The 25007-nt window shown below is 60.4% G+C and carries 14 protein-coding genes and 1 pseudogene; 7 read left to right on the top strand and 8 right to left on the bottom strand.

The features are described 5' to 3' along the window. Window positions 1–2: 2 nt before the first annotated feature. Window positions 3–596: a tRNA-uridine aminocarboxypropyltransferase gene (locus ACZ3HH_RS07240; protein WP_465803694.1), complete on the top strand. Its 594-nt coding sequence runs from the start codon at window positions 3–5 to the stop codon at window positions 594–596. A gap of 153 nt (window positions 597–749) precedes the next feature. On the opposite strand, the gene ACZ3HH_RS07235 is transcribed toward ACZ3HH_RS07240, so the two are convergent. The 3 genes from ACZ3HH_RS07235 to ACZ3HH_RS07225 all read right to left on the bottom strand — a co-directional run bounded on the left by ACZ3HH_RS07235 (window position 750) and on the right by ACZ3HH_RS07225 (window position 5965). After that, entirely contained in the window at window positions 750–2114 is a 1365-nt protein-coding gene (locus tag ACZ3HH_RS07235; protein WP_465803692.1) for an HlyD family type I secretion periplasmic adaptor subunit, read from the bottom strand. Between the two features lie 190 nt (window positions 2115–2304). Continuing rightward, entirely contained in the window at window positions 2305–4464 is a 2160-nt protein-coding gene (locus ACZ3HH_RS07230; protein ID WP_465803691.1) for a type I secretion system permease/ATPase, read from the bottom strand. 142 nt (window positions 4465–4606) lie between these two features. Continuing rightward, window positions 4607–5965 (bottom strand): TolC family outer membrane protein, encoded by a 1359-nt coding sequence (locus ACZ3HH_RS07225; protein ID WP_460144970.1) that lies wholly within the window; start codon window positions 5963–5965, stop codon window positions 4607–4609. Window positions 5966–6554: 589 nt separating this feature from the next. Between ACZ3HH_RS07225 and ACZ3HH_RS07220 the strand changes: the two genes are divergently transcribed. Next, window positions 6555–13712: a retention module-containing protein gene (locus tag ACZ3HH_RS07220; protein WP_465803689.1), complete on the top strand. Its 7158-nt coding sequence runs from the start codon at window positions 6555–6557 to the stop codon at window positions 13710–13712. A 275-nt stretch (window positions 13713–13987) separates the two neighbouring features. Here ACZ3HH_RS07220 and xopAW read toward each other — a convergent pair whose 3' ends face one another. The 3 genes from xopAW to ACZ3HH_RS07205 form a co-directional block, all read right to left on the bottom strand. Further along, window positions 13988–14836, bottom strand: coding sequence for a XopAW family type III secretion system calcium-binding effector (gene xopAW, locus ACZ3HH_RS07215; RefSeq protein ID WP_465803687.1), 849 nt, complete (start codon window positions 14834–14836; stop codon window positions 13988–13990). Between the two features lie 235 nt (window positions 14837–15071). Further along, the gene (locus tag ACZ3HH_RS07210; RefSeq protein ID WP_465803685.1) at window positions 15072–16124 is read right to left on the bottom strand and encodes a sensor histidine kinase; all 1053 of its coding nucleotides are present in this window, start codon (window positions 16122–16124) and stop codon (window positions 15072–15074) included. Beyond that, entirely contained in the window at window positions 16124–16882 is a 759-nt protein-coding gene (locus tag ACZ3HH_RS07205) for a response regulator (protein WP_223484365.1), read from the bottom strand. Before ACZ3HH_RS07205 ends, ACZ3HH_RS07210 begins: the two co-directional genes overlap by 1 nt. Window positions 16883–17174: 292 nt before the next feature. On the opposite strand from ACZ3HH_RS07205, the gene pyrF reads away from it, so the two are divergent. Continuing rightward, complete coding sequence (gene pyrF / locus ACZ3HH_RS07200) at window positions 17175–17873, top strand: orotidine-5'-phosphate decarboxylase (RefSeq protein WP_176466926.1); 699 nt, start codon at window positions 17175–17177, stop codon at window positions 17871–17873. Between the two features lie 129 nt (window positions 17874–18002). Here pyrF and ACZ3HH_RS07195 read toward each other — a convergent pair whose 3' ends face one another. Continuing rightward, window positions 18003–19007, bottom strand: a complete 1005-nt coding sequence (locus ACZ3HH_RS07195; protein WP_465803682.1) for an NADP-dependent oxidoreductase — start codon at window positions 19005–19007, stop codon at window positions 18003–18005. Window positions 19008–19245: 238 nt separating this feature from the next. Here ACZ3HH_RS07195 and ACZ3HH_RS07190 point away from each other — a divergent pair, with 238 nt between their 5' ends. From ACZ3HH_RS07190 to ACZ3HH_RS07175, 4 genes and pseudogenes are all read left to right on the top strand, one after another. Beyond that, window positions 19246–20007, top strand: a complete 762-nt coding sequence (locus ACZ3HH_RS07190; RefSeq protein ID WP_007905153.1) for an SDR family oxidoreductase — start codon at window positions 19246–19248, stop codon at window positions 20005–20007. Between the two features lie 282 nt (window positions 20008–20289). Next, window positions 20290–21666, top strand: coding sequence for an aminotransferase-like domain-containing protein (locus ACZ3HH_RS07185; RefSeq protein ID WP_465803680.1), 1377 nt, complete (start codon window positions 20290–20292; stop codon window positions 21664–21666). Between the two features lie 177 nt (window positions 21667–21843). Further along, window positions 21844–22899 (top strand): annotated as a pseudogene (locus tag ACZ3HH_RS07180) (methyl-accepting chemotaxis protein); the annotation flags it as partial. A gap of 27 nt (window positions 22900–22926) precedes the next feature. Beyond that, entirely contained in the window at window positions 22927–23808 is an 882-nt protein-coding gene (locus ACZ3HH_RS07175; protein WP_465804031.1) for a methyl-accepting chemotaxis protein, read from the top strand. A 69-nt stretch (window positions 23809–23877) separates the two neighbouring features. On the opposite strand, the gene ACZ3HH_RS07170 is transcribed toward ACZ3HH_RS07175, so the two are convergent. Then, window positions 23878–24636: a hypothetical protein gene (locus ACZ3HH_RS07170; RefSeq protein WP_465803679.1), complete on the bottom strand. Its 759-nt coding sequence runs from the start codon at window positions 24634–24636 to the stop codon at window positions 23878–23880. Between the last annotated feature and the right edge of the window lie 371 nt (window positions 24637–25007).

Raw genomic sequence — 25007 nt, 5'->3', positions numbered from 1 at the left:
CAATGTCCAGAATCCAGTGCCCGCGTTGCCTGCGTCCGCAAACCCATTGCCTGTGCCCGCTGATCCCGAGCCTCGATAGTCGCACTCGGGTGTTGCTGCTTCAGCATCCAAGCGAAGTGAACCACGCGCTGAACACCGCGCGATTGGCGGCGCTGGGGTTGAAGAATGCCGAGTTGATTGTTGGCGAGGTGTTCGAGGATTTGCCGGCGCTGTTGAATCAGCCGGGCTATCAGGCACGGTTGCTGTTTCCCGGCGAGGAGGCGCAGCCGATGCAGGCCTACACCGCTAATGATGAGCCGTTGCTGCTGGTGGTTCCGGACGGCACCTGGCGCAAGGCGCGCAAAATGCTGCATCTCAATCCATTGTTGGCGGCATTGCCCAGAGTGACATTGGCCGAGGGCGGGGTGTCGCGTTATCGCTTGCGCAAGGCTCCGGGGCCGGGGGCGTTGTCGACGGTGGAGGCGATTGTGCAGGCGTTGCAGACCCTCGAAGCGCCGAGCACTTTTGAGCTGTTGTTGAAACCATTCGAGGCGTTGATCGAGGGGCAGATTGAGGCGATGGGGGAGGATACCTATCAGAAAAATCACGGGCGATGATCCCCTGTGGCGAGGGAGCTTGCTCCCGCTGGGCTGCGCAGCAGACCCAAAACCATTCACCCCGGTGGGTCAGGGGTACCGTGTTGGTAGGTTTTTGGAGTGCTTCGCACTCCAGCGGGAGCAAGCTCCCTCGCCACAGGGAATGAGTCAGGCCTACCTTTCCCGCATCGCCTCAGTCCGCGCTTTCAACACCGGTTTAAGCAGATAATCCAGCACGCTCTTCTCCCCGGTAATAATGTCCACCGTCGCCACCATTCCCGGAATGATCAGCAGCGGTTTCACATCCCCGCCCAAGTGATTCTTGTCGGTTCTGACCTGAATCAGATAAAAGCTGTTGCCCTTGTCATCGGTGATGGTGTCCGCGCCAATCAACTCCAGCTTGGCACTCAGCCCGCCGTAAATCGTGTAGTCGTAAGCGCTGAACTTGACCATGGCTTTCTGGCCCGGGTGCAGGAACGCCACGTCTTGAGGGCGGACCTTGGCTTCGATCAGCAGGTTGTCTTCCAGCGGCACGATTTCCACCATGTCGTTGCCCGGCTGGACCACGCCGCCGATGGTGTTGACCTTCAGCATTTTGATAATGCCGTGAACCGGCGACACCACGGTGGTGCGCGTCACCCGGTCGTCGATGGCGATGCTCGTCGCGGTTATTTTCGACAGGTCGGTGCGTTTTTCATTCAGCTCTTTTGCCGCGTCCGAGCGGAAGGATTGTTCGGACTCATCGATCTTGCTTTTGATCTCATTGATCGCCGATTCGGCACGGGGAATCGCCAGGGTCGTGGCGTTCAGCGAGCCGCGGATTTCCACGGCGCTGCGTTTGAGTCGCAGGATTTCCACCGGCGAAACCGCCCCGGTGCCCACCAGCGGCGCAGACATATTCATCTCTTGTTGCAGCAATGCCAGGCTGGAACTGAACTGCCCCTGTTTGGAGCGGAATTCCGCCAGTTCCTGGGTTTTCTGCCGAAGTTGTTCGGTCAGCGTGCGCTGTTCGCTGGCCAGTCGGCGCTGACGTTGTTCGTACAGCGAGCGTTCGTCCTCGGCCACTTGCGGGGCTTTGGCAATGACTTGCGCAGACAGCTTGAACGGCCGACCTTCCGCTTCGGCCGATAGCCGTTCGACCTGCGCGGTCAGCGCATAGCGGTCCGCTTCGCTTTCACCCTTGTTCGACAGGAATCGCGTGTCATCCAGGCGCAGCAAGGTGTCGCCCTTGTTCACCATTTGCCCTTCGCGAACAAAAATTTCCGTGACGATGCCGCCCTCCAGGTTCTGGATCACCTGAATCTTGCTCGACGGAATCGCCTTGCCTTCGCCCGTGGTGACTTCCTGCAACACGGCGAACTTGGCCCAGACCAGCGCGGTGATCAGCAGTGCCGCCGCCAGCCACACGGTGATCCGCGACCAGCGCGGCGAATCCTGCAACGAGGCGCCGGCGGTTTCCGGCATGAATTCGCTTTCGGCGCTTTTGCTGAAACTGCCGAGGTAGCTTCGAGCCGCTGAATCCGGTGTTTGAGCAGACATGGGCAATACCCGTCAGTTAAGAAAAATCAAGCCGAACACAAACCTGTGGCGAGGGAGCTTGCTCCCGCTCGGCTGCGAAGCAGTCGTAAACCTGCCAGCTAACGGGGCGAATGGCTTTGGGGCCGCTTCGCGACCCAACGGGGGCAAGCCCCCTCGCCACAGGTTTTGTATTGGCATCGAGTGGGCGCCCCTAAACCGTCGCAGAGCCGACACGGCCCTTGCGCAATGCATCGATGACCGCTTCTTTCGGGCCGTCGGCGACGATCCGCCCGTTGTCCAGCACCACCAACCGGTCCACCAGGCTGAGCATCGAGGTGCGGTGAGTGACCAACAGCAGGGTTTTACCCTGAATCCAGCCGTGGAGTTTTTGCCGCAGGACGTCTTCGCTGCTGTTGTCCATGGCGCTGGTGGGTTCGTCGAGCAGCATGATCGGCGGGTCGAGCAACAAGGCCCGCGCCAGCAACACGGCTTGGCGTTGACCGCCCGACAGCAACTGACCGCGTTCGCCCACCGGACGGTCGAAACCCTGTGGATGTTGACGAGCCAATTCAGTGACGCCGGTCAGTTCGGCGACTTCAAGCATCCGGGCATCGCTGACGTAACGCGCGCCGAGGGTCAGGTTGTCGCGCAGGCTGCCGGCGAGCAATGGCAGGTCGTGGGCGACGTAGCCGATCTGTTGACGCAGGTCGGCGACGTCCAGTTGCCGCAGGTCCAGGCCATCGAGCAGCAACTGGCCTTCTTCCGGCGCATAGAACCCCATCACCAGTCGCGCCAATGTGCTTTTGCCCGAGCCGCTGCGACCGATGATGCCGATCCGTTCGCCCGGTTTCATGCTGAAGCTGACGTTGGCCAGGGCCGGAGCATTCTGGCCGTTGTAGTGGAACGTCACGCCGCTGACGTCGAGTGCGCCTTGCAGTTGCGTGCGCTCCAATGGCCGCTGTTTGGCGTCACGTTCTTGCGGCAACGACATCAGCGCATCGGTGCTTTTCATGGTCAGTTGCGCTTGCTGATAACGGGTGATCAGCCCGGCGATCTGCCCCAGCGGCGCGAGCACACGACTGCCGAGCATGTAGGTCGCCACCAGCGCGCCAACGCTGAGGTTGCCGGCGATGATGCTGTAGACCCCGGCGACGATGGTCGCCATGCCGGAGAATTGCTGAATGAACAGCGTGCCGTTGGTGGCCAGCGCCGAGAGGTTGCGTGCATGGCTGTCGAGGCGGGTGAGGGCGCCGTGGGTGCTTTCCCATTTGTGCTGGCGTTCGCTTTCGGCGCTGCACGCCTTGAGGGTTTCCAGGCCGCCGAGGGTTTCGATCAGCAGGGCCTGGCGCTCGGCGCCGAGGCTCAGACTCTTCTGCACGGTGTCGCGCAGACGTGCCTGAATCACCATGGCAAAGATGATCGTGATGGGGAAGGCCAACAGCGGAATCGCCACCAGCCAGCCACCGAGCAGGCCGATCACCACCAGCATCAGCACCGCGAAGGGCAAGTCGATCAGGCTGGTCAGCGTGACGGCGGTGAGAAACTCCCGCAGGCCCTGAAAGTCATGAATGCTCTGGGCGAAACCACCGATGGTCGCTGGCCGCGCTTTCATCGCCATGCCGGTGATGCGTTCGAACAAGGTCGCCGAAAGAATCACGTCGGTTTTCTTCCCGGCGGTGTCCAGCAAGTGCGCGCGAACCACCCGCAGCACCAGTTCGAAACCAGTGCCGATCAGCAAGCCGATCGACAGCACCCACAACGTTGAAGTGGCCTGGTTCGGCACTACCCGGTCGTAGGTCTGCATCACGAACAGCGGCACCATCAGGCCCAGCAGGTTGATCAGAAAACTCGCCAGAATCGCATCGCTGTACAGCCATTTGGACAACTTCAACGTGTCGCGAAACCACGCCTCGACGCGCGGCACCAGGGGCGCGCGCAAGTCTTCGAGTTCGTGCCGCGGCCGGGCGAACAAGGCCTGGCCACTGTAGTTGGCGGCCAGCTCGTCCGTGCTGACCCATTGTTCTCCGCCGTCGGCTTCACTCGGCAGAATCAGTGCCTGACCGTCATCGCCGAAGCGACGCAAGACCGCGCAGCGGCCATGGTTGAGGATCAGCATCACAGGCAGGTTAAGCGCGGAAATCTCCCCCAGTTCACGGCGCAACACACGCGCCTGCAAACTGGCCCGGGCCGCTGCGCGCGGCAGCAGGTCCAGGCTCAAACGTTGGTGTGCCATTGGCAGCCCGGCACTCAGGCTGGCTCGACTGACCGTCGCGCCATGAAGTTTGCAGAGGATCAACAGACCGTCCAGAAGCGGGTCATCGAAGCTCAGACGCGGATCGACACCCGTGTTGCCGGTTTCCATGCTGGTCATATTGATTGCCTGTGGCGAGGGAGCTTGCTCCCGCTTGAGTGCGCAGCACTCACACTGTCTTCATCTTCAATCGGTGTTCGGGGTTGCTGCGCAACCCAGCGGGAGCAAGCTCCCTCGCCACAATTGGTCACGTCGGGTTACTTCATTTCAGTTCAGGCAAACGAGCTTCGTTTTTCACTTCGGTGGAGGCGATCGCATCGGCGGGCAGCACCACCCGTTGTTTGCTCAGCAACTGACCCATGTTCGCCAGCACGCGGTACATCGAAAACTCCTCGGTGTAGCGCACTTCGGTGTAGCGGCGGTTGGCGTTGTAGAGCTCGTTTTCACTGTCGAGCAAGTCGAGCAAGGTTCGTTGCCCAAGGCCGAATTGATCCTGATACGCGGCCCGCACACGGGTGGTGGTTTCGGCGTATTCACGGGCGGTCGGGGTTTGTTTCTTGGCGTTGAGCATGGCGTTCCAGGCCAGGTGGATGTTCTCGTTGAGCTGGCGCAGGGCGTTGTTGCGGATGTCCAGCGCCTGGTTGATCTGGTGCGCATCGGAGGCCAGCCGGGCCTTGTCGCTGCCGCCGCGGAACAGGTTGTAGTTCATCACCACACCCACTCGCCATTCGTTGTCGTGGCCTTCGTCGCCCTGAATATTGTTATTCGCGCCCACCGCCGCTTCAGCGTCAAAGCGTGGGTAGAACGGCGACTTGGCGACTTCGTACTGGCTCTCGGCCGATTGCACATCGGCCTGGGCGGATTTCAGGTACGGGTTGTTTTCCACCATGCTCTGCTGGGCTTCCGGCAGGGTGACGGGCAATTCGCCGCGGGTCGATGGCGGCGCTTCGAGTTCATCGGGCATGCGCCCCACGACGCTGTAAAAATTCGTCTCGGCATCGGCCAGATCAACTTCGGCGGTGTCGAGGTTGTTTTGCGCCAGCGCCCGGCGAGCGTTGGACTGGTCGGAGTCGGCGTTGCTGCCGACCCCGCGCTGGGTGCGCAGGCCGATCTGATCGTTGACCCGCATGTGCGCTTGCAGGTTGTTCTTGGCCAGGGTCACCAGTTCGCGGCGCTTGAGCACTTCGAGGTAAACCTCGATGGTGCGCAGGGCCAGATCCTGGGCAGTGCCCTGAGCGTAATAGGCTCGCGAGTTGGCCACGCCTTTGGTGCGTGCGACCTCGTTGGAGGTGTTGAAACCGTCGAACAGCATCTGCCGCAGGCGCAGTTCCGATTGGGTGTAGTTGAGGATTTCGGTGTGGTGATTGCCCTGCGCCCGAGTGGTGGTGTTATCGCTGTACCCGCGCCCGTAGCCGGCGTTCAAATCCACCGATGGATAGAAGCCCCCTTTGGCGACTTTAATCTGCTCGTCGGCCGAGAGCCGGGCATCGACCCGCGACGCCAGTTCCGGGTGGGTCGCAATGGTGCTCTGGATCGCCTCGGTCAATGACATCGCCTGTGCCTGAGAAGTGCAGGCCATGGCCAGCAAAATCGCGCTGCAGAGGGGGGTTAAAACGCGCATGAATGCCTCTCCCTGATTCCTGATGGTACTTAGCGAGTCGCCAAATATTTGACGTTATTTTTAAGTGAAACCGTCTCACGCTTGTTACAACAGAGCTAAGAACATCCTGAAGAGAAGCTAAGAAGGATTTCTCATAAGTCTTATTCCGAAAAAAACTTATGCGCTCTGAAAAATCCAGCACATTGTTCAATGCGAAAGCCTTGTTTTTATGAGCTCTCAGGACATCAACGGGCTTTAGAAAAGTTCCATTCACTTTTCGACACAGGGCGAAGAAGTGCTGGAGGGGAGGGAAGCGAGACGGTTTATAGGCGACAATTTTTTGTCGCTCGAGTGATTCAAAACCGTTACGCATCGTTAGCAGGCCGGTTATTTTGGAAGTGGACCCCGATGCCATTGATTGCAGAGGGTTTTATCCCGATCCAGAAGTTCCCCTTGCGAGCGATACGCCTGGCGCGAGTGTCGGGAGGCAGTGGTTTACTTCAGGTAAACACCTTCTCGGCAAACAATCCGCCAGACAACCTGCCTGAACCATGAGCACGTCTTCGCGCAAACAGGATGCCGACAGCAGTTGGCAGCGGAGGAAATGCACATGGCAACGCTCATCGGTATCGTCAGTAAAGTCATCGGTCAGGTGTACGCAGTGGCGGGTGATGGCACCCGACGTACCTTGGTCGAGGGCGATCGGCTGTTTGCCGGCGAGCAACTGGTCACCGGGGCCGAAGGCGCGGTGGCGGTGCAACTGCAAAATGGCCAGGAGCTGACCCTGGGTCGTGACAGCAGCCTGCAGATGACGTCCCAATTACTGGCGCATCAGGTCCCGCACGTGGAGACCGCCGATGCGGTAACGCCGAGCCAGGCGCAACTGACCGATGTCGAGCAACTGCAAAAAGCCATTGCCGCCGGCGCCGACCCGACCCAGACCGGTGAGGCCACCGCTGCCGGACCGGGCGCAACTGGGGCACCGGGTGGCGCACTGGGCGGCGGTCACAGTTTTGTGTTGCTGGAGGAAGTGGCGGGCCGGGTCGATCCCATCATTGGTTTCCCCACTGCGGGCTTCAACGGTATTCCCGAATTCCCCCTGGAGCGCCGGGACGCTGATCCGGGCAATGGCGATAACGGTGCGGGTGGTGCAGGTGGTGCAGGGGGGACAGGCGCGCCGAATAACCCGGTCACCCTCATTGGCTTGTCGGCGGCGGGGGGCGAACTGACCCTCAATGAAGCCAACCTGGCGGACGGTTCGGCCAGCAACCCCGGAGCGCTGATTCAAAACGGCACCTTCACAATCGTTGCCGCTGACGGGCTGAGCAGCCTGAACATCGGCGGAATCAATGTGATCAGTGGCGGTGTGCCCGCCGGTTTTCCGCAGTCGATCACCACGCAACTGGGCAACACCCTGACGATCACCGGCTACAACCCGGCCACCGGCGTGGTGAGTTACAGCTATACCCTGGTTGGCAACGAAACCCACTCGGCTGGCGACGGCGCCAACAGTCTCAGTGAACAGTTCACCGTGGTCGCGAGTGACAGCAACGGCGATACCGCCACCGGTTCGCTGGACGTCAACATCACCGACGATGTGCCCAAAGCCATCGACGACACCAACGCCAATACCGCCTCGGAAACCCTGCTGAGCCTGACTGGCAGCGTGCTGCCCAACGACATCCAGGGGGCTGACCGCATTGCCACTGGCCCCAATAGCGGGCCAATCATCGGCGGTACGTTCAACGGGACGTACGGCACGCTGGTACTCAATCCCAACGGCACCTACACCTACACCCTGAATACCAGCGACGCCGACTTCAAAGCCTTGCACGGCGGCGGCAGTGCTACGGAAACCTTCACCTACACCCTTACGGATGCCGATGGCGATACCAGCACCGCGAACCTGGTGCTGGAGATTCACAACAACGATGATCCGGTGATCATCGATGGGCTGAATGCCGAAGGCGGCGAGCTGACTGTCCACGAGAAAAACCTTTCGGACGGCAGCAACCCCGATGCACCGGCGCTGACCCAAAGCGGCACCTTCACCCTCACTGCGCTGGACGGCGTGCAGACCCTGACCATCGGCGGCATCGCCGTGGTCACTGGTGGTGTGGCCGCAGGTTTCCCGCAATCGATTGTCACCCCGCTCGGCAGCACGCTGACCATCACCGGGTTCGACAGCGCGACTGGCGTGGTCAGTTATAGCTACACCCTCGCCGATAACGAAACGCACCCGGATGCCAACGGCGCCAACAGTATCTCCGAGCAGTTCGCGGTAACCGTGGTGGACGACAACGGCACCACCGCCAACGGCAATCTCGATGTGAACATCGTCGATGACCTGCCCCAGGCCGTGAACGACAGCAATGCCAATACCGCCTCGGAAACCCAGCTGACCCTGACCGGCAGCGTACTGCCCAACGACATCCAGGGCGCTGACCGCATTGCCACTGGCCCCAATAGCGGGCCGATCATCGGCGGTACGTTCAACGGGACGTACGGCACGCTGGTACTCAATCCCAACGGCACCTACACCTACACCCTGAATACCAACGATGCCGACTTCAAAGCCCTGAGTGGTGGGGGCAACGGCACCGAGAATTTCGTCTACACCCTCACCGATTCCGATGGCGATACCAGCACCGCGACGCTGGTGCTGAACATCCATAACAACGATGACCCGGTGACGCTCGATGGCCTGAACGTCAACGGCGGCGAACTCACCGTTTATGAGAAAAACCTCAGCGACGGCACCAGCCCCAACACACCGGCCTTGACCCAGAGCGGCACCTTCACCGTCACCGCCCTCGACGGTTTGCAAACCCTGACCGTGGGTGGCATCGCGGTGGTCACCGGTGGCGTGGCCGCAGGCTTCCCGCAATCGATTGTCACGCCGCTCGGCAGTACGCTGACCATCACCGGTTTCAACAGCACCACCGGTGTAGTCAGCTACAGCTACACCCTGGTGGATAACGAAACCCACCCGAACGCCGACGGCACCAACAGCATCACCGAGAACCTCAATGTCGTCGCCACCGACATCGATGGCAGTACGGCATCGGGTCAGATCAACGTCAACATTGTCGATGACTTGCCCACTGCCAACCCTGATCACGCCACGGTGGCCGAGGGCGCAACGGCCTCGGGCAACGTGCTGGACAATGACATCGGTGGCGCCGATGGCCCAGCACTCAGTGGTGCAGTGGTTGGCGTGCGTGCCGGCAGCGACACTTCGACTTCAGCCATCGGTGGCCTGAATACGCAAATCAACGGCGCCTATGGCTACCTGACTCTGGATGCCAACGGCAACGCCGTGTACCACAGCAATCCGAACTCCGTCAGCGCGCCGGGCGCCACGGATGTATTCACCTACACCGTGCGCGATGCCGACGGTGATGAAAGCACCACGACCATCACCATCAATGTGGCGGACTGCACCCTCATAGCGGCCAGCGATAGCGACGTGACGGTTCAGGAGAAAGCTCTCGATTTGACCAAGGATGGCCAGGATCTGGCGGCAGGCACGGTCACCGGCAGTGAGCCTGGCAACACCGGTGAAACCGGCTCCGGCACGTTGGTCGGCTCGGTCACCGGTGCCACTGGCACGATCACGTACACCTTGGTCGGCAGCGCCACCGGGACTTATGGGCAAATCCTGCTCAACCCCGACGGCAGCTACACCTACACCCTGATCTCCGCACCAACGACCACCCCCCATGCCAACGATGGGCCAAATACCCTGAGCGAAAGTTTCACCTATCAAGCGACCGATCCCTTGGGCAACAGCGTCACCAGCACCATCGTGATCAACATCGTCGATGACGTACCCACCGCTCACGCCGATGCAGTCTCGGTGGCGGAGGGCGGGACGGTCAGCGGTAATGTGTTGGGCAATGATGTGCTCGGCGCTGACGGCCCTGCGTCGGGTGGTGCAGTGGTCGGCGTGCGCGCCGGCAGCGACACATCCACTTCGGCCATCGGTGGTCTGAATACGCAAATCAACGGCACCTACGGCTACCTGACCCTGGATGCCAACGGCAACGCCGTGTACCACAGCAATCCGAACTCGGTCAGCGCGCCGGGCGCTACGGATGTATTCACCTACACCGTACGCGATGCCGACGGCGATGAAAGCACCACGACCATTACCGTCGACGTGTCCAACTGCTCCCTCGTAGTGGTCCCTGATAACGACGTGACGGTTCTGGAGAAAGCCCTGGATTTGACCAAGGACGGCCAGGACCTGGCCGCGGGCACGGTTACCGGCAGTGAGCCTGGCAACACTGGCGAAACCGCCTCTGGGACGTTGGTCGGCGCCATCACGGGCGCTACTGGCGCAATCACTTTCACCCTGGTCGGCAGTGCTACCGGGACTTATGGGCAAATCCTGCTCAACCCGGACGGCAGCTACACCTACACCCTGACGTCCGCACCCGCGACCACGCCCCATGCCAACGATGGGCCGAACACGCTGAGCGAAAGTTTCACCTACACCGCCACCGATGCCGTGGGCAATAGCGTCACCAGCACCATCGTGATCAACATCGTCGATGACGTGCCGACCGCTCACTGCGATTCAGTCTCGGTGTCAGAAGGCGGGACAGTCAGCGGTAATGTATTGGACAACGATGTGCTCGGCGCCGATGGCCCAGCCGTGGGTGGCGCAGTGGTCGGCGTGCGCGCCGGCAGCGACACCTCGACCTCGGCCATCGGTGGTTTGAATACGCAAATCAACGGCACCTACGGCTATCTGACGCTGGATGCCAACGGCAATGCCGTGTACCACAGCAACCCGAACTCGGTCGGCGAACCGGGTGCCACAGATGTGTTCACTTACACCGTGCGTGATGCCGATGGCGATGAAAGCACCACGACTCTCACCATCGACGTGTCCAATAGCTGCCTCGTAACGGTCACCGATACCGACGTGACGGTCTACGAAAAAGCCCTGGATTTGACCCAGAACGGCCAGGACCTGGCAGCGGGCTCGGTCACTGGCAGCGAGCCTGGCAACACCGGTGAAACCGGCTCCGGTACGCTGGTCGGCTCAGTCACCGGTGCCAGCGGTACGATCACCTACACGCTGGTTGGCAGCGCCACCGGAACCTACGGGCAGATCCTGCTCAACCCCGATGGCAGCTACACCTACACCCTGACCTCGGCGCCGAAAACTTCGCCCAACGCCAACGACGGCGCGAACACCCTGAACGAAAGCTTCACCTACACCGCCACCGATTCGGTGGGCAACAGCACCACCGGCACCCTTGTGGTCAGCATCGTCGATGACGTGCCGTCTAACGCCGTCGCCTCGGACCGTTCGGTGCCCGCGGTGCAGATCGACTCCAACCTGCTGCTGGTGATCGACGTGTCCGGGAGCATGGACGATCCCTCCGGCGTATCGGGCCTGTCGCGGCTGGACCTGGCCAAGCAGGCGATCAGCGCACTGCTCGACAAGTACGACAATCTGGGCGACGTGAAGGTGCAGATCGTCACCTTCAGCAGCAGCGCCACGGACCAGACGTCGATCTGGGTCGATGTGGCGACGGCCAAGTCGATCATCGCGACGTTGACGGCGGGTGGCGGGACCAACTACGACGTGGCCGTGGCGACCATGCAAAGTGCGTTCAACACAACGGGCAAACTCACCGGGGCGCAGAATGTCGGCTACTTCTTCTCCGATGGCAAACCCAACGAAGGCGACATCGGCACTGCGGACGAGGCCGCGCTCAAAGCCTTCCTCGACGCCAATGGCATCAAAAACTACGCCATCGGCCTGGGCAGCGGCGTCAGTAATGACAGCCTCGATCCAGTGGCCTATGACGGCAGCACGCACACCGATACCAATGCCGTGGCAGTGACCGACCTCAATCAACTCAACTCGGTACTCTCGGGCACCGTGCAAGGCGCGCCGGTCACCGGCTTGCTGCTGGGCGAGAGCGAGGGCGGTACGTTCGGCGCCGATGGCGGCTTCATCAAAACCATCACCGTCGATGGCACCACTTATACCTATGACCCCAAAGGCAACAGCAATCAGGGTTCGCTGATCTTCAGCGGCGGCGTCAACCACGGCACCTTCAACACCGCCAACAACACTCTGAGCATCGCCACCGACAACAGCGGCACGCTGCTGGTGAACCTCGACACCGGCGAGTACACCTACCTCTCGCAGAAAACCACGGCCGTGACGATCACCGAACACATTGGCTTCACTGCCAGCGACAACGACGGCGATCTGGCCAGCTCCACGCTGGTGATCAACGTGATTCCGAACACGCCACCGGTGGCGGTCGATGACCACGTCATCACCAACGTCCTGTCGGGCAGCATTGTGGTGCCGGGCGAACTGCTGCTGGCCAACGACACCGACGTCAATGGCGATGCGCTCACTGCATCGCCGACCACCTTCAACACCGGATGGGGGGCCAAGGGCGCGGACTTTACCGGTACCAACTCAAGCTTCAGCTTCACCGCCAATAACACCCAGGCAGTCACCATCGCCCGCAGCGCATTTGTCGCCAACACAGCGGCCATGACGGCGATGTTGGTGGTCAGCGGGGCACTGGGGTCGGTCAGCGCCAACAATACCAATGATGAGGACAGCATCACCGTCACCCTCAAACAGGGTGAGACCCTCAACCTGGACCACAACCTGGCGGCCGGCCACGTCACCATGGAGTACTCGGTCAACGGCGGTGCCTTCATTGCCATCGCCGACGGCCAGACCATCACCGCCACGGCGGACGGCACGTACCAGATCCACATCACCAACATCGACGACGGCGGTCCGGGCAACAGCGGGAAGGGGGCGGAAAATTACCAGCTGACCATGACCGTCAACTACGCCGGAGCCCACGACACCACGCCGGATTTCCACGGCACCTACACCACCAACGACAACCACGGCGGCAGCGATTCGGCCAATGTGACCATCAGCTATCAGGACGGCCATACGCTGACCGGCACTTCGGGCGACGACGTACTGGTGGCGGGCGCTGGCAACAACGTCATCAATGCCGGCGACGGCAATGATGTGCTCACCGCGGGTTCCGGCAACAACGAGATGCACGGTGGCGCCGGCAATGATTTGCTGTTCAGTGGAGCAGGCAATGACCTGCTCGACGGCGGCATCGGCAATGACACCGCGAGCTATGCGCACGCCACCGCCGGCGTCACCGTCGACCTGAACCTGCTCACCGCGCAAAACACCCTGGGCGCCGGCACCGACACCCTGACCGGCATCGAAAACCTCACCGGCTCGAACTTCAACGACAGCCTCATGGGGGATAACAACAGCAACATCATCAACGGCGGTTTGGGTAACGATGTGCTCAACGGAAGGGGCGGCGACGACTTCCTCATCGGCGGCCTCGGCAACAACACCCTCACCGGCGGCAGCGGCGCCGACACCTTCCAGTGGCTCAAAGGCAACAGCGGCCATGACGTCATCACCGACTTCACCCCAGGCACCGACAAACTCGACCTGTCGCAACTGCTGCAAGGAGAAAACGGCACCGCGGCATCGCTGGATGACTACCTGCACTTCACCGTCAGCGGCAGTGGCGCGTCGGTGATCACCAGCATCGACGTCAGCGCCATGGCCGGCGCCACGCCGAACCAGACCATCGACCTGGCCGGCGTGAACCTGGCCAGCCACTACGGCGTGACACCGGGGGCGGGTGGGGTGATTGCCGGCGGTCACGATACCGCGACCATCATCAACGGCATGCTCAATGATCATTCGTTGAAGGTGGATACCGTGTGAGCTGAAAGTACAAAACCCACCATTTCTTTGGAAAGACATGGTGGGTTTTTTGTTGTTTGGGGTTTTGAAAGTCAAAAGATCGCAGCCTTCGGCAGCTCCTACAGATTCGGTGTTCACCGCCATATCGCGGTTGAACACAATCCTATATAGGAGCTGCCGAAGGCTGCGATCTTTTGATCTACCAACTCTGTGCCTCTGAAGCAAAAAAACAGGCCCGGGTTGAATATCGCCGGCCCTGGTTTTTTGTTGGGGCTTAGGGCCTCGAAGCTTTTGACTCAGGTCGCCTCGTTCAGGTATTTGCCCACGGTCGCCACGTTGTCGAGCGAGTACTGTTTGCTCAGGTTGGCGATCATTTTGTTCAGCGCTTCGGTCACGTTGAACTGATTGGTGGAGCTGTCAGTGTTCTGCTCGCGACTGGCGTGCAGGGCGGTTTTCAGTTCATCGCTACTGATGCCATCGCTGCTGTCGCTATCCAGAATCTTGAGCAACGCGGCGTTGGTGTCGGTGCTGGTCGACGAGGTGTTGTCGCTGGCCAGGGCGCTGCTCAGTTCGGTGGCTGTGACACTGCCATCGCTGTCGGTATCGAGCTGGCTGAACAGCTCTTCACCGGACATCTGCTGAGGTGGCGGCGGCGGTGGGGTCAGGCTGGCGACGAGTTCGTCCTGGCTGACGGTGCCGTCTTCGTTCTTGTCCAGGGCCGAGAAGATTTCTGCACTGTCGGCCGTGCTGCCGGCGCTGGTCAGGCCGTTGCTCAGCTCATCGCTACTGATGGCGCCGTCGCCGTCAGTGTCCAGAGCGCTGATCAGCGCATCGGCCAGTTCGGTGCTCGGCGCCTCATCACTCGGTGGTGGTGGCGGAGGAGCCATCGCGGCCATTTCTTCGCTGCTCAGGCTGCCGCTTTCGTCGCTGTCCAGGTCGCTGAAGTTCTTGCTCAGGCTGACCAGCAGACCGTCATCGGTTTTCTGCGACAGGGCGCTCGTGAGCTCGTCCTGATCCACCGCGCCGTCGCTGTTGCTGTCGAGTTTGGCGAGCAGTTCTTTCTGGAATTGCTGGCTGCGGGCACTGTTGGTGGAGGTGCTGCTGGTGCTGGTATAGCTCGTGTAGTTACTGACACTACCGATCATTGTGCTCACTCCTTGGAATGGGAAACCGGTGGGGTGCACCGGCTTATGCAGCCTCAAGGGATAAGGTGTCGTGGGTATGTGGGGTTTGTACCGATTGGTACACACAAGTATTGGCCAGGCTCAGATCCTGTGGGAGCGGGCTTGCCCGCGATGAGGCCAGCACATTCAACATCGATGTTGGCTGTCAGACCGCTATCGCGGGCAAGCCCGCTCCCACAGGTGATTTGTGTGTGACTTATTGGCGGGGTAGGCGGATGACTGCCGTAAGGCCTCCACCGGAGGTTTCTTCCAGGCTCAATTGCCCACCCAGACGCTCCGCTGCTTCCCGGGCGATGGTCATGCCCAGGCCGACGCCGCCGGAGTTGCGATTACGTGAACCTTCCAGGCGAAAGAACGGTTCGAACACCGCTTCACGTTTATCCTCCGCGATACCCGGGCCATGGTCGATAACCCGGATCACCAGTTCCTCGCGGCTGTCTTCTAGCGTGATCAGCGCGTCCCCGGCATAACGCAGGGCGTTGTCCAGCAGGTTGTTGATGCACGAGCGCAAGGCCATCGGCTGAACCTGCAACGGGGCGCAATGGCCGCTGGCCTGGACGTCGGCGCCCTGGTCCTGGGCGTTTTCGCTCAGGGATTCCACCAGCGCTTGCACGTCCATCCATTGTGGCGCCTCGCTGGTGCGCTGTTCGTGCAGGTAGGTGAGGGTGGAATCGAGCATGTTGATCATGTCGTCCAGGTCCTGACGCATCTGGCCTTGCAGCTTGTCGTCGGCGATCTGCTCCAGTCGCAGTTTGAGTCGCGACAGCGGCGTGCGCAGGTCATGGGACACCGCACCAAGCATCCGCGAGCGCTGCTGCATCTGTTCAAGAATGCGTTGCTGCATCAGATTGAAGGTGTGGGCCGCTTGCCGCGCTTCCCGTGGGCCGGATTCATCCAGCGGTGGGCTGTCGAGATTTTCACTCAGGCGCTCGGCGGCGTCGCTCAGGCGTTGAATCGGGCGGGTCAGCAGCTTGGCGCCGTACCAGGCGGCGATGATCAGCGAGATAAACTGAAAGGTCAGCGGCACCAGCGGCCCGCCGAACCACGGCCGTGGCGGCCGATTGTCGAAGCGCGGGTCCATCGGTGGGCGTTGTCCGTCGAAGCGCTCGGAAAACTCCGACGGTGGAGGTGGGGGAGGTGGTGGCCCGTAATGTTTGAACCAGAAAAACGCTAACAAATGCGCCAGTACGATCGCCAGCAGCAGCACGCCAAACAGGCGGCCGAACAGCGTATCGAAGCGCGCACGCATCAGCCGATGTCTCGTGCATCGAACAGATAACCCTCGCCGCGAACGGTCTTGATCAGCTGCGGGGCTTTCGGGTCGTCGCCGAGTTTCTGGCGCAGGCGCGACACCAGCAAGTCGATGCTGCGATCAAAGGCTTCGATCGAGCGACCACGGGCGGCGTCCAGCAGTTGTTCGCGGCTGAGTACCCGGCGCGGACGTTCGATGAACACCCAGAGCAAACGGAATTCGGCGTTGGACAGCGGCACCACCAGGCCATCGGCGGCGATCAACTGGCGCAGCACGCTGTTGAGGCGCCAGGTGTCGAAGCGAATATTCGCGCGCTGTTCGGTGCGGTCGTCGCGCACCCGACGCAGAATGGTCTGAATCCGTGCGACCAGTTCCCGCGGCTCGAATGGCTTGGCCATGTAGTCGTCGGCACCCAGTTCCAGGCCGATGATCCGGTCGGTGGGTTCGCAGCGGGCGGTGAGCATCAGGATCGGAATGTCCGATTCGGCGCGCAACCAGCGGCACAGCGACAAACCGTCTTCGCCCGGCAGCATCAGGTCGAGCACCACCACGTCGAAATGTTCGGCTTGCAGGGCCTGACGCATGGCGGCGCCATCGGTGACACCGCTGGCGTGGATACTGAATCGGGCCAGGTAATCGATCATCAGTTCACGGATCGGGACGTCATCGTCGACGATCAGGGCGCGAATGCTCCAGCGTTTATCGTCGGCCGGCGCTTTTTGATCGTCGTTCAGAGGTGCTGGGGAGTTGTGCATGCGTGCGTTCATCTGCCAGATAGGCTGCCAACCACAAAGATAGGCTGCGAGGTTGTGGCTTCAGCATAGGCGTCCGGCCGTGAGGCGGGAAGTGCTGTAGGACCTGTTGCGGCTCCCGAGGGTAGCGTTGAAGGGTGTTGTGGGCGTGTCGTGTGTGTATCGAACTCGACACAATTGCCGCAGGAGCTAGTCTTGTCTTAGCCGCGACGACGAATTACCGATCATCGGGTCCCGCAGCGGCGCTGGTTCCGCTACAATGCGCGCCGATTTCGACTTGCCTGAGAGCCCACTCATGTCCGCCTGCCAGACGCCTATCATCGTCGCCCTGGATTTCCCCTCCCGTGATGCCGCACTGAAGCTGGCCGATCAACTGGACCCGAAGCTGTGCCGGGTCAAAGTCGGTAAAGAACTGTTCACCAGTTGCGCTTCGGAAATCGTCGGCACCCTGCGCGACAAAGGCTTCGAAGTGTTCCTGGACCTCAAGTTCCACGACATCCCGAACACCACCGCCATGGCCGTCAAGGCCGCCGCGGAAATGGGTGTGTGGATGGTCAACGTGCACTGCTCCGGCGGTCTGCGCATGATGGCAGCCTGCCGTGAAGTGCTCGATCAGCGTAGCGGCCCGAAACCGTTGTTGATCGGCGTGACCGTGCTGACCAGCATGGAGCGTGAGGATCTGGCGGGTATCGGTCTGGACATCGAGCCACAGGAGCAGGTACTGCGCCTGGCCGCGCTGGCGGAAAAAGCCGGGATGGACGGTCTGGTCTGCTCGGCCCTGGAAGCCCAGGCCTTGAAAGCCGCTCACCCGTCGTTGCAATTGGTGACCCCGGGGATTCGCCCGGCGGGCAGCGCCCAGGACGATCAACGCCGCATCCTGACCCCGCGTCAGGCGCTGGACGCTGGTTCCGACTACCTGGTGATCGGCCGTCCGATCAGCCAGGCAGCGGATCCGGCGAAGGCGTTGGCGGCGGTCGTCGCAGAAATCGCGTAAACGCCGCTAAACCTGTGGGAGCGGGCTTGCCCGCGATGAGGGCGTGTCAGTCAACATCATTGTTGTCTGATACACCGCTATCGCGGGCAAGCCCGCTCCCACAAGGTTTTGTTGTCGTCAGGTAATGGGTTAAACCTTCAACACCAACTTCCCGAAATTCTCGCCGCTGAACAATTTCATCAGCGTCTCCGGGAATGTTTCCAGCCCTTCAACGATGTCTTCCTTGCTCTTGAGCTGCCCCTTGGCCATCCACCCGGCCATTTCCTGCCCGGCAGCGCCGAACTGCGCGGCGTAATCCATCACCACAAAGCCTTCCATCCGTGCACGGTTGACCAGCAACGACAGGTAGTTGGCCGGGCCTTTGACCGCTTCCTTGTTGTTGTACTGGCTGATGGCGCCGCAAATCACCACCCGCGCCTTCATGTTCAGGCGGCTCAGCACAGCGTCGAGAATATCGCCGCCGACGTTATCGAAATACACATCGACACCTTTCGGGCATTCGCGCTTGAGGCCGGCCTGCACGTCTTCGTTTTTGTAGTCGATGGCACCGTCAAAACCCAGCTCGTCGATCAGGAATCTGCACTTGTCCGCGCCGCCGGCAATGCCGATCACCCGGCAACCTTTGATCTTGGCAATTTGCCCGGCAATGCTGCCCACCGCACCGGCCGCGCCCGACAGCACCACGGTGTCGCCGGCTTTCGGCGCGCCGACATCGAGCAGGGCGAAGTAGGCGGTCATCCCGGTCATGCCCAGCGCGGATAAATAACGCGGCAGTGGCGCCAGTTTCGGATCGACCTTGTAGAAACCACGCGGCTCGCCGAGGAAGTAATCCTGCACGCCGAGGGCGCCGTTGACGTAGTCCCCCACGGCGAAACCCGGATTGTTCGAAGCGATGACTTTGCCTACGCCCAATGCGCGCATGACTTCGCCAATACCGACCGGAGGGATGTAGGACTTGCCCTCGTTCATCCAGCCACGCATGGCCGGGTCCAGGGACAGGTATTCATTCTTGACCAGGATCTGACCCGTCGCCGGCTCGCCGACCGGTACTTCTTGATACGTGAACGTCTCACGAGTGGCCGCCCCGACGGGGCGTTTGGCGAGCAGGAACTGGCGATTGGTCTGGGTAGTCATGACAGGCACTCAAGATGAATGAAGTCTTGTTGATAGACCTTCATGGGCGATGCTGCAAGGTTGGCTGACGCTGCGAATGCACATCGATCCAGTGCAGTGATAGTCATGGCGGCGGTTCTATCACTGCAACTCATGGGTGCCCAACCGGCCTTCTGATAGTGCTGCCGTGCCATATGCCCCTGTGACTAGACTGGGCACACACGATCCCCCCCGCATTCTTCCCTCCGAGGACATAACAATGAGCATGACGTTTTCCGGCCAGGTCGCCGTTGTGACAGGTGCGGCCAATGGTATTGGCCGCGCGACCGCTTTGGCGTTCGCCGCCGAAGGTTTGAAAGTGGTGGTCGCCGATCTGGACGCGGCCGGTGGTGAAGGCACTGTGGCGCTGATTCGCACCGCGGGCGGTGAAGCGACCTTCGTGCGCTGCAATGTCACTGTGGAAAGCGATGTAAAAAATCTGATGGACGAGGTCGTGAATACCTACGGCCGTCTCGACTATGCCTTCAACAACGCCGGTATCGAAATCGAGAAAGGCAAACTGGCCGAAGGCACGATCGATGAGTTCGACGCGATCATGGGCGTCAACGTCAAAGGCGTCTGGCTGTGCATGAAGTATCAGTTGCCGTTGCTGCTGGCCCAGGGCGGTGGCGCGATCGTCAACACCGCGTCAGTCGCCGGCCTGGGCGCTGCGCCGAAGATGAGCATCTACGCCGCCTCGAAACACGCGGTGATCGGCCTGACCAAATCGGCGGCCATCGAATACGCCAAGAAAAAGATTCGCGTGAATGCGGTGTGCCCGGCGGTGATCGACACCGACATGTTCCGTCGTGCCTATGAAGCGGACCCGAAGAAGGGCGAGTTCGCCAACGCCATGCACCCGGTCGGGCGAATTGGCAAAGTCGAAGAAATTGCCAGCGCGGTGCTCTACCTGTGCAGCGACGGCGCGGCATTCACCACCGGTCATTCGCTGGCGGTGGATGGTGGGGTTACGGCGTTTTAATGCTGCAGGCCGCGTAATGCGTATCAAAGCGCAATCCATGTGGGAGCGGGCTTGCCCGCGATGAGGGCGTGTCAGTCGACATCTATGTTGTCTGATACACCGCTATCGCGGGCAAGCCCGCTCCCACAGGTTTTTTTATCGATCGGCCCCGGTTCCCTGAATACGCCGGTCAATGTGTTTCAAATGATTAGATCTGAGGGTTTTGGCGGCGTTGTCGCACATCCCCTGGAGCGCTCCTGTGATTAACTGTTTCCCGCAAAACAGACAGGAGTTTGCTTGCTCATGGAGTTGAGAATCAATCGACAGGCATTGGTGCCTGTCGTGCAGCAAATTGTCGACGCATTGGCGGATTGGCTCCGTCGTGGCGAGGTGTCGCCGGGGACGCGTTTGCCTTCTGTGCGGCAAATAGCGCGAATCAATCTGCTCAGTCAGTCCAGTGTCGTCGAGGCCTGTGAACGGCTTGTGGCTCAAGGAGTATTGGCGACGCGCAATGGGGTGGGTTTCTTTGTCGCGGCAACGGTGCTGGCCGTTCAGGAGCAACGGGATCTTCCCTGGTTCGAAGGGGTTGAGCAGCAGAGCAATCTCATCGGCGAACTGAAACTGGGTTGCGGCGGATTACCTGAAAGCTGGCGCGAGACTGACGACCTGAGCTACGCCATACGCCAGGTCAGCCGCACCGACATGGCGGGGTTGTTCAACTACAGCACGTCGCTGGGCCTGCCAGCCTTGCGCCTGCAGATCCTCAAACGACTGAAACAGCTGAGTATTGCGGTGGATGAAAGCCGAATCCTGACCACGGCGGGGGCCAGTCATGGGCTCGATCTGATTGTGCGCACTTTGTTCAAGCCGGGCGATTGTATGGTGGTGGAGAGTCCCGGTTATTCGATGCTGTTCGATCTGCTCAGGTTGCACGGGATCAGCATGATCGAGGTGCCACGAACCCCTCGCGGGCCAGACCCTGAAGCACTCGAGGTATTGTTGCTGAAGTACAAGCCCCGTGGCTTGTTCATCAACAGTTTTTATCACAACCCCACCGGCAGCAGTTTGACCCTGGGGGTGGCTCAGCAGGTCCTGCAACTGGCCAAAAAACATGGCGTGCTGGTGATCGAAGACGACGTCTATGCGGATTTGCACAGCGGTCCGGGCACGCGTCTTGCGGCACTGGGCATCGATGACAACGTGATCTATGTTGGCAGTTACTCCAAAACCCTCAGCAGTTCGTTGCGGGTCGGCTTTGTAGTGGCCAGTGCCGATGTAATTTCGCGACTGGCAGAGGTCAAGATGATCAGCAGCATGGGCGCTTCACGGTTTAGCGAGTCGGTGCTGGCTTGTCTGTTGGCCAGTGGTGCCTATCGCAAATTGGTGCAGCGTCAACGTCAGCGTTTAAGCACTGGCAGGGAAGCGGCCTTGCAGGTGCTCGAAGACGCGGAGTGGGAGGTTTTCGGCAAACCGGCGGGCGGCCTGTTTATCTGGGCGCGATCGCGCAAGTCTGACTACGCTCATGTGCGAGCTCAGGCGCGACGCTTCGGTATCGTGCTGTCTTGCCCAACGGCATTCAGTCCGACCGGCCAAACTCATGACTGGCAGCGGATCAACGTTGCCTATGCCTGTGATCCGCGCGCCCGGGCATTTTTTCAGGCCACCGCCAGGGTCTGTTGACGTTTGGTGACGAACCGCGTTGCGATGTGAACGTCAACAGACCCTGAGGATCGACCTCAAGCGTTCTGAAAGCGACGCGGGCGTAGCTTTTTGCCATTATTCCGACGCCAGAGACTTGTGTTGGCACAAGCCCGTTGCGAATCTGCATCAACAGACAATGGCAGGGGACTAAGCGCAATGATTTCGGCCGTGCAAGGACGTTTTGCCAACCTCGGTATGGCGAAAAAACTGGGTGTCGGGTTTGTACTGGTGCTGCTGTTGACAGCCCTGGTGGCGGCCATCGGCGTATGGTCCCTGCAAACCATCAGTCAACGCTTCGACGGGCTCAAGCAGATGTCGTCGCTCAACAGTGGTTTGCTCAAGGTTCGCCTGCTCGAGCAGGAATACGCCTTGCACGGTAATCCGAAAACCGCGGACGCCTTGCACGCCGGGGTGGACGCTCTGATCGCTCTGGCGACCGAACTCAAGGCACAGTCGGCGGCCAACGTGGCGGTCATGAATGACGTCGAGCAATCTCTGGGGGCCTATCGCAAGGCGTTTGACGAGTTCGTCTCGCTGAGTCAGGCCAAGGACCTGGCGCTGGAAATGGCCAGTTGGTCGGTGTCCAGCGTGGCCAATAACCTGGATGTGCTACAGGCCGGGCTCGCCGACGATGGTGCTTATACCTTGAAGGAGTCCGAGGGCAAGGACGGCGCGCAATTCATCGAGCAGGCCAATCAGGTCAGCCAGGTTTCGCGGCTGATGTTGCAGGCCATGAACGAAGCACGCGTACGCCTGGACCAGAGTCGCAAGGGCGACGACAGCGGTGGGCAGGGCAAGATTGAGCAAGCCGATCAGGCACTGACCCAGGCCGAGCAACTGAAAACCACGATCAAGGATGAGGGTTACCAGACCGTCCTCAATGAAGTGTCCGGTCACATCGCCGGTTTCAGTGAAAAACTTGCCGAGTACACCGGTCTATTGGCACAGGAAAAGACCGTCTACGAGCAACTTCACCAGCGCGCCGCTCAAGTGGTGGCGCGGGTGGACCAGGCCTACGTTGCCGAAGACCATTCGATGCAGGCTGAGCTGAAAAAGAACTCGCTGTTGATCATCGGCTCTTCGGCACTGGCCTTGCTGGTGGGGCTGATTGCTTCGTGGGTGATTACCCGATTGATCGTTACCCCACTGCGCAGTGTGATTCGTGTCGCTCAGCAGATTGCCGCGGGCGACTTGAGTGCCACGATTGAAGTGACCCGCCGTGACGAGATCGGCCAGTTGATGCAAGCCATGCAGCAAATGGGGGCGGGGCTCAGCAGTATCGTCAGTGGTTTGCAGGCCGGTATCGAACAGCTGGCAAACTCTGCGCAATCGCTGTCGGCGGTGACCGAGCAGACCAACCTTGAAGTCAGCAGCCAGAAGGAAGAAACCGAGCAGGTCGCCACCGCGATGAATCAGATGACCGCCACCGTGCACGACGTCGCACGTAACGCGGAAGAGGCCGCCCAGGCGGCGCAGACTGCCGACGGCAAGGTCGACAGCGGTCAGCAGGTGGTGCGTCAGAGCATGGCGCGAATCGAGCAACTGGCGGACTCAGCCACCTCGGCCAGCTCCAGCATCGAAAGCCTCAGTGCGGAAATCCAGAACATTGGCACGGTGCTCAGCGTGATCAAAAGCGTTGCCGAGCAGACCAACCTGTTGGCGCTCAATGCGGCCATCGAAGCGGCACGCGCCGGCGAGCAGGGCAGGGGCTTTGCGGTGGTGGCCGATGAAGTTCGGGCGCTGGCCAAGCGAACCCAGCAATCGACCGAAGAAATCGAACGGCTGGTCAGTGCCTTGCGCTCGGCGGCGCAGTCGTCGGTGCAGCAAATTCAGAACAGTGGTGAATTGGTGAAGCTGGCGGTGAGCGATGCGTTGCAGACTGAGAGCGCGTTGGGGAGCATTGCGGCAGCGGTGTCGTTGATTCAGCAGATGAACCAGCAGATTGCGGCGGCTGCCGAAGAGCAGAGTTCAGTGGCCGAGGAGATCAATCGCAGTGTCACCAGTATTCGCGCCAGTGCGGATCAGTCGTCATTGGCGATGCGGGGCAATGCGGCGTCGAGTATTGAGTTGGCGCAGTTGGGGGTTGAACTGAAGGGGATGGTGGGGCACTTCAGGCTGTAGGGGCTGCCCTCCATCAATCCCAACGCAAAAAAAAGCCACCTGAACGGTGGCTTTTCAGCATTTAGATGATCAGTCGTAGATGACTTTTTTCTTCCAGTCTGCATCAGCCTCGACGTCTTTGAGGCCTTCGGTCAGTTGGTTCACCTCGCCTTCAACCGGAGCGATCTTGTCCATGACCTGGGCGTTGGCGCGGGCCAGAAGTTTCTCCAGGTATTCCAGCTGTTCAGCGTAAATCTGCGGTTCCTGTTGTTTGCGCAGGTATTGCACACCGCGTTCAAAGGCCAGACGGGCCTGGCCGGGCTGGTTCTGTTGCAGAGCATGCTGGCCCAGGTTGTTGAAGAACTCGATGTGCAGCAGGACCAGGATGTGGCGTACTTCGCGGATCCAGCGCTTGGCTTCGTTGGTCGGCAGGAAACCGTCCTGTGCCGCGCGGGTGATCTGGCCATGCAGGGCTTCGAGCAGGAAGCGCACGTCTTTGGCTTTGGCTTCGGTCTGGATCGGTGCCGGCGGGTTGTTGACCGGGATCGATTCGCCTTGGGCGACCAACGCACTCAGCTCGGTAATCCGTGCCTTCAACGTGGCGCTGGTTTTTTCCAGGTTCAGCAGGCGCTGGCAGACGTTCAGTTCCAGACGGGTCAATAGCAGCTTGAGCGTCGGTGTCATCAACTGACCGGGGAAGGTCTCGGTGATTTCGCCGCAGCGACGCAGGCGGTCGTTGAGTTCAACCTTGGTGCGGGCCTTTTCCAGCTTGTTGTTTTCCACCACATGGTTCATGTAGCCAATGGCGATCAATAGTGCGATCCCGGCTACGACTAGCAGGGTGATCATGAGTGGTGTCACCGGTAAGACCTCTTTTATTAGGGTTCGCGTGCGAGTCGAGTGTAGTAGCTTGGCATTTGGGCGCCTAGGGCCGCTCGACGAGTTGAATCGGCTATGGCTCTGCTTATATCGGCCGTATTGCTGCATATATAAGTAAATAGCGTATGAGGTGCACATTGCCATCATCTCGGCGTGGACTATAGCGCCTTGCTGGATGCCAGAATATAGGCGCCAAAGGTCAGTCGACGGAAAAGCCTGAATCGCTGCTGAAAGCAGGGCGAAGTCATTGATTTAAATAAATTTATATCTGGGGGTTGACGACCCCTCAATCCATCCATAGAATGCGCGCCACTTACAGCGTAAAGCACACAGCGAAACGC

The sequence above is a fragment of the Pseudomonas sp. PME37.24/025 genome (genome assembly GCF_055556615.1).
The sequence above is the reverse complement of the archived record's forward strand: the minus strand, read 5'-3'. Positions and strand labels throughout refer to the sequence as shown.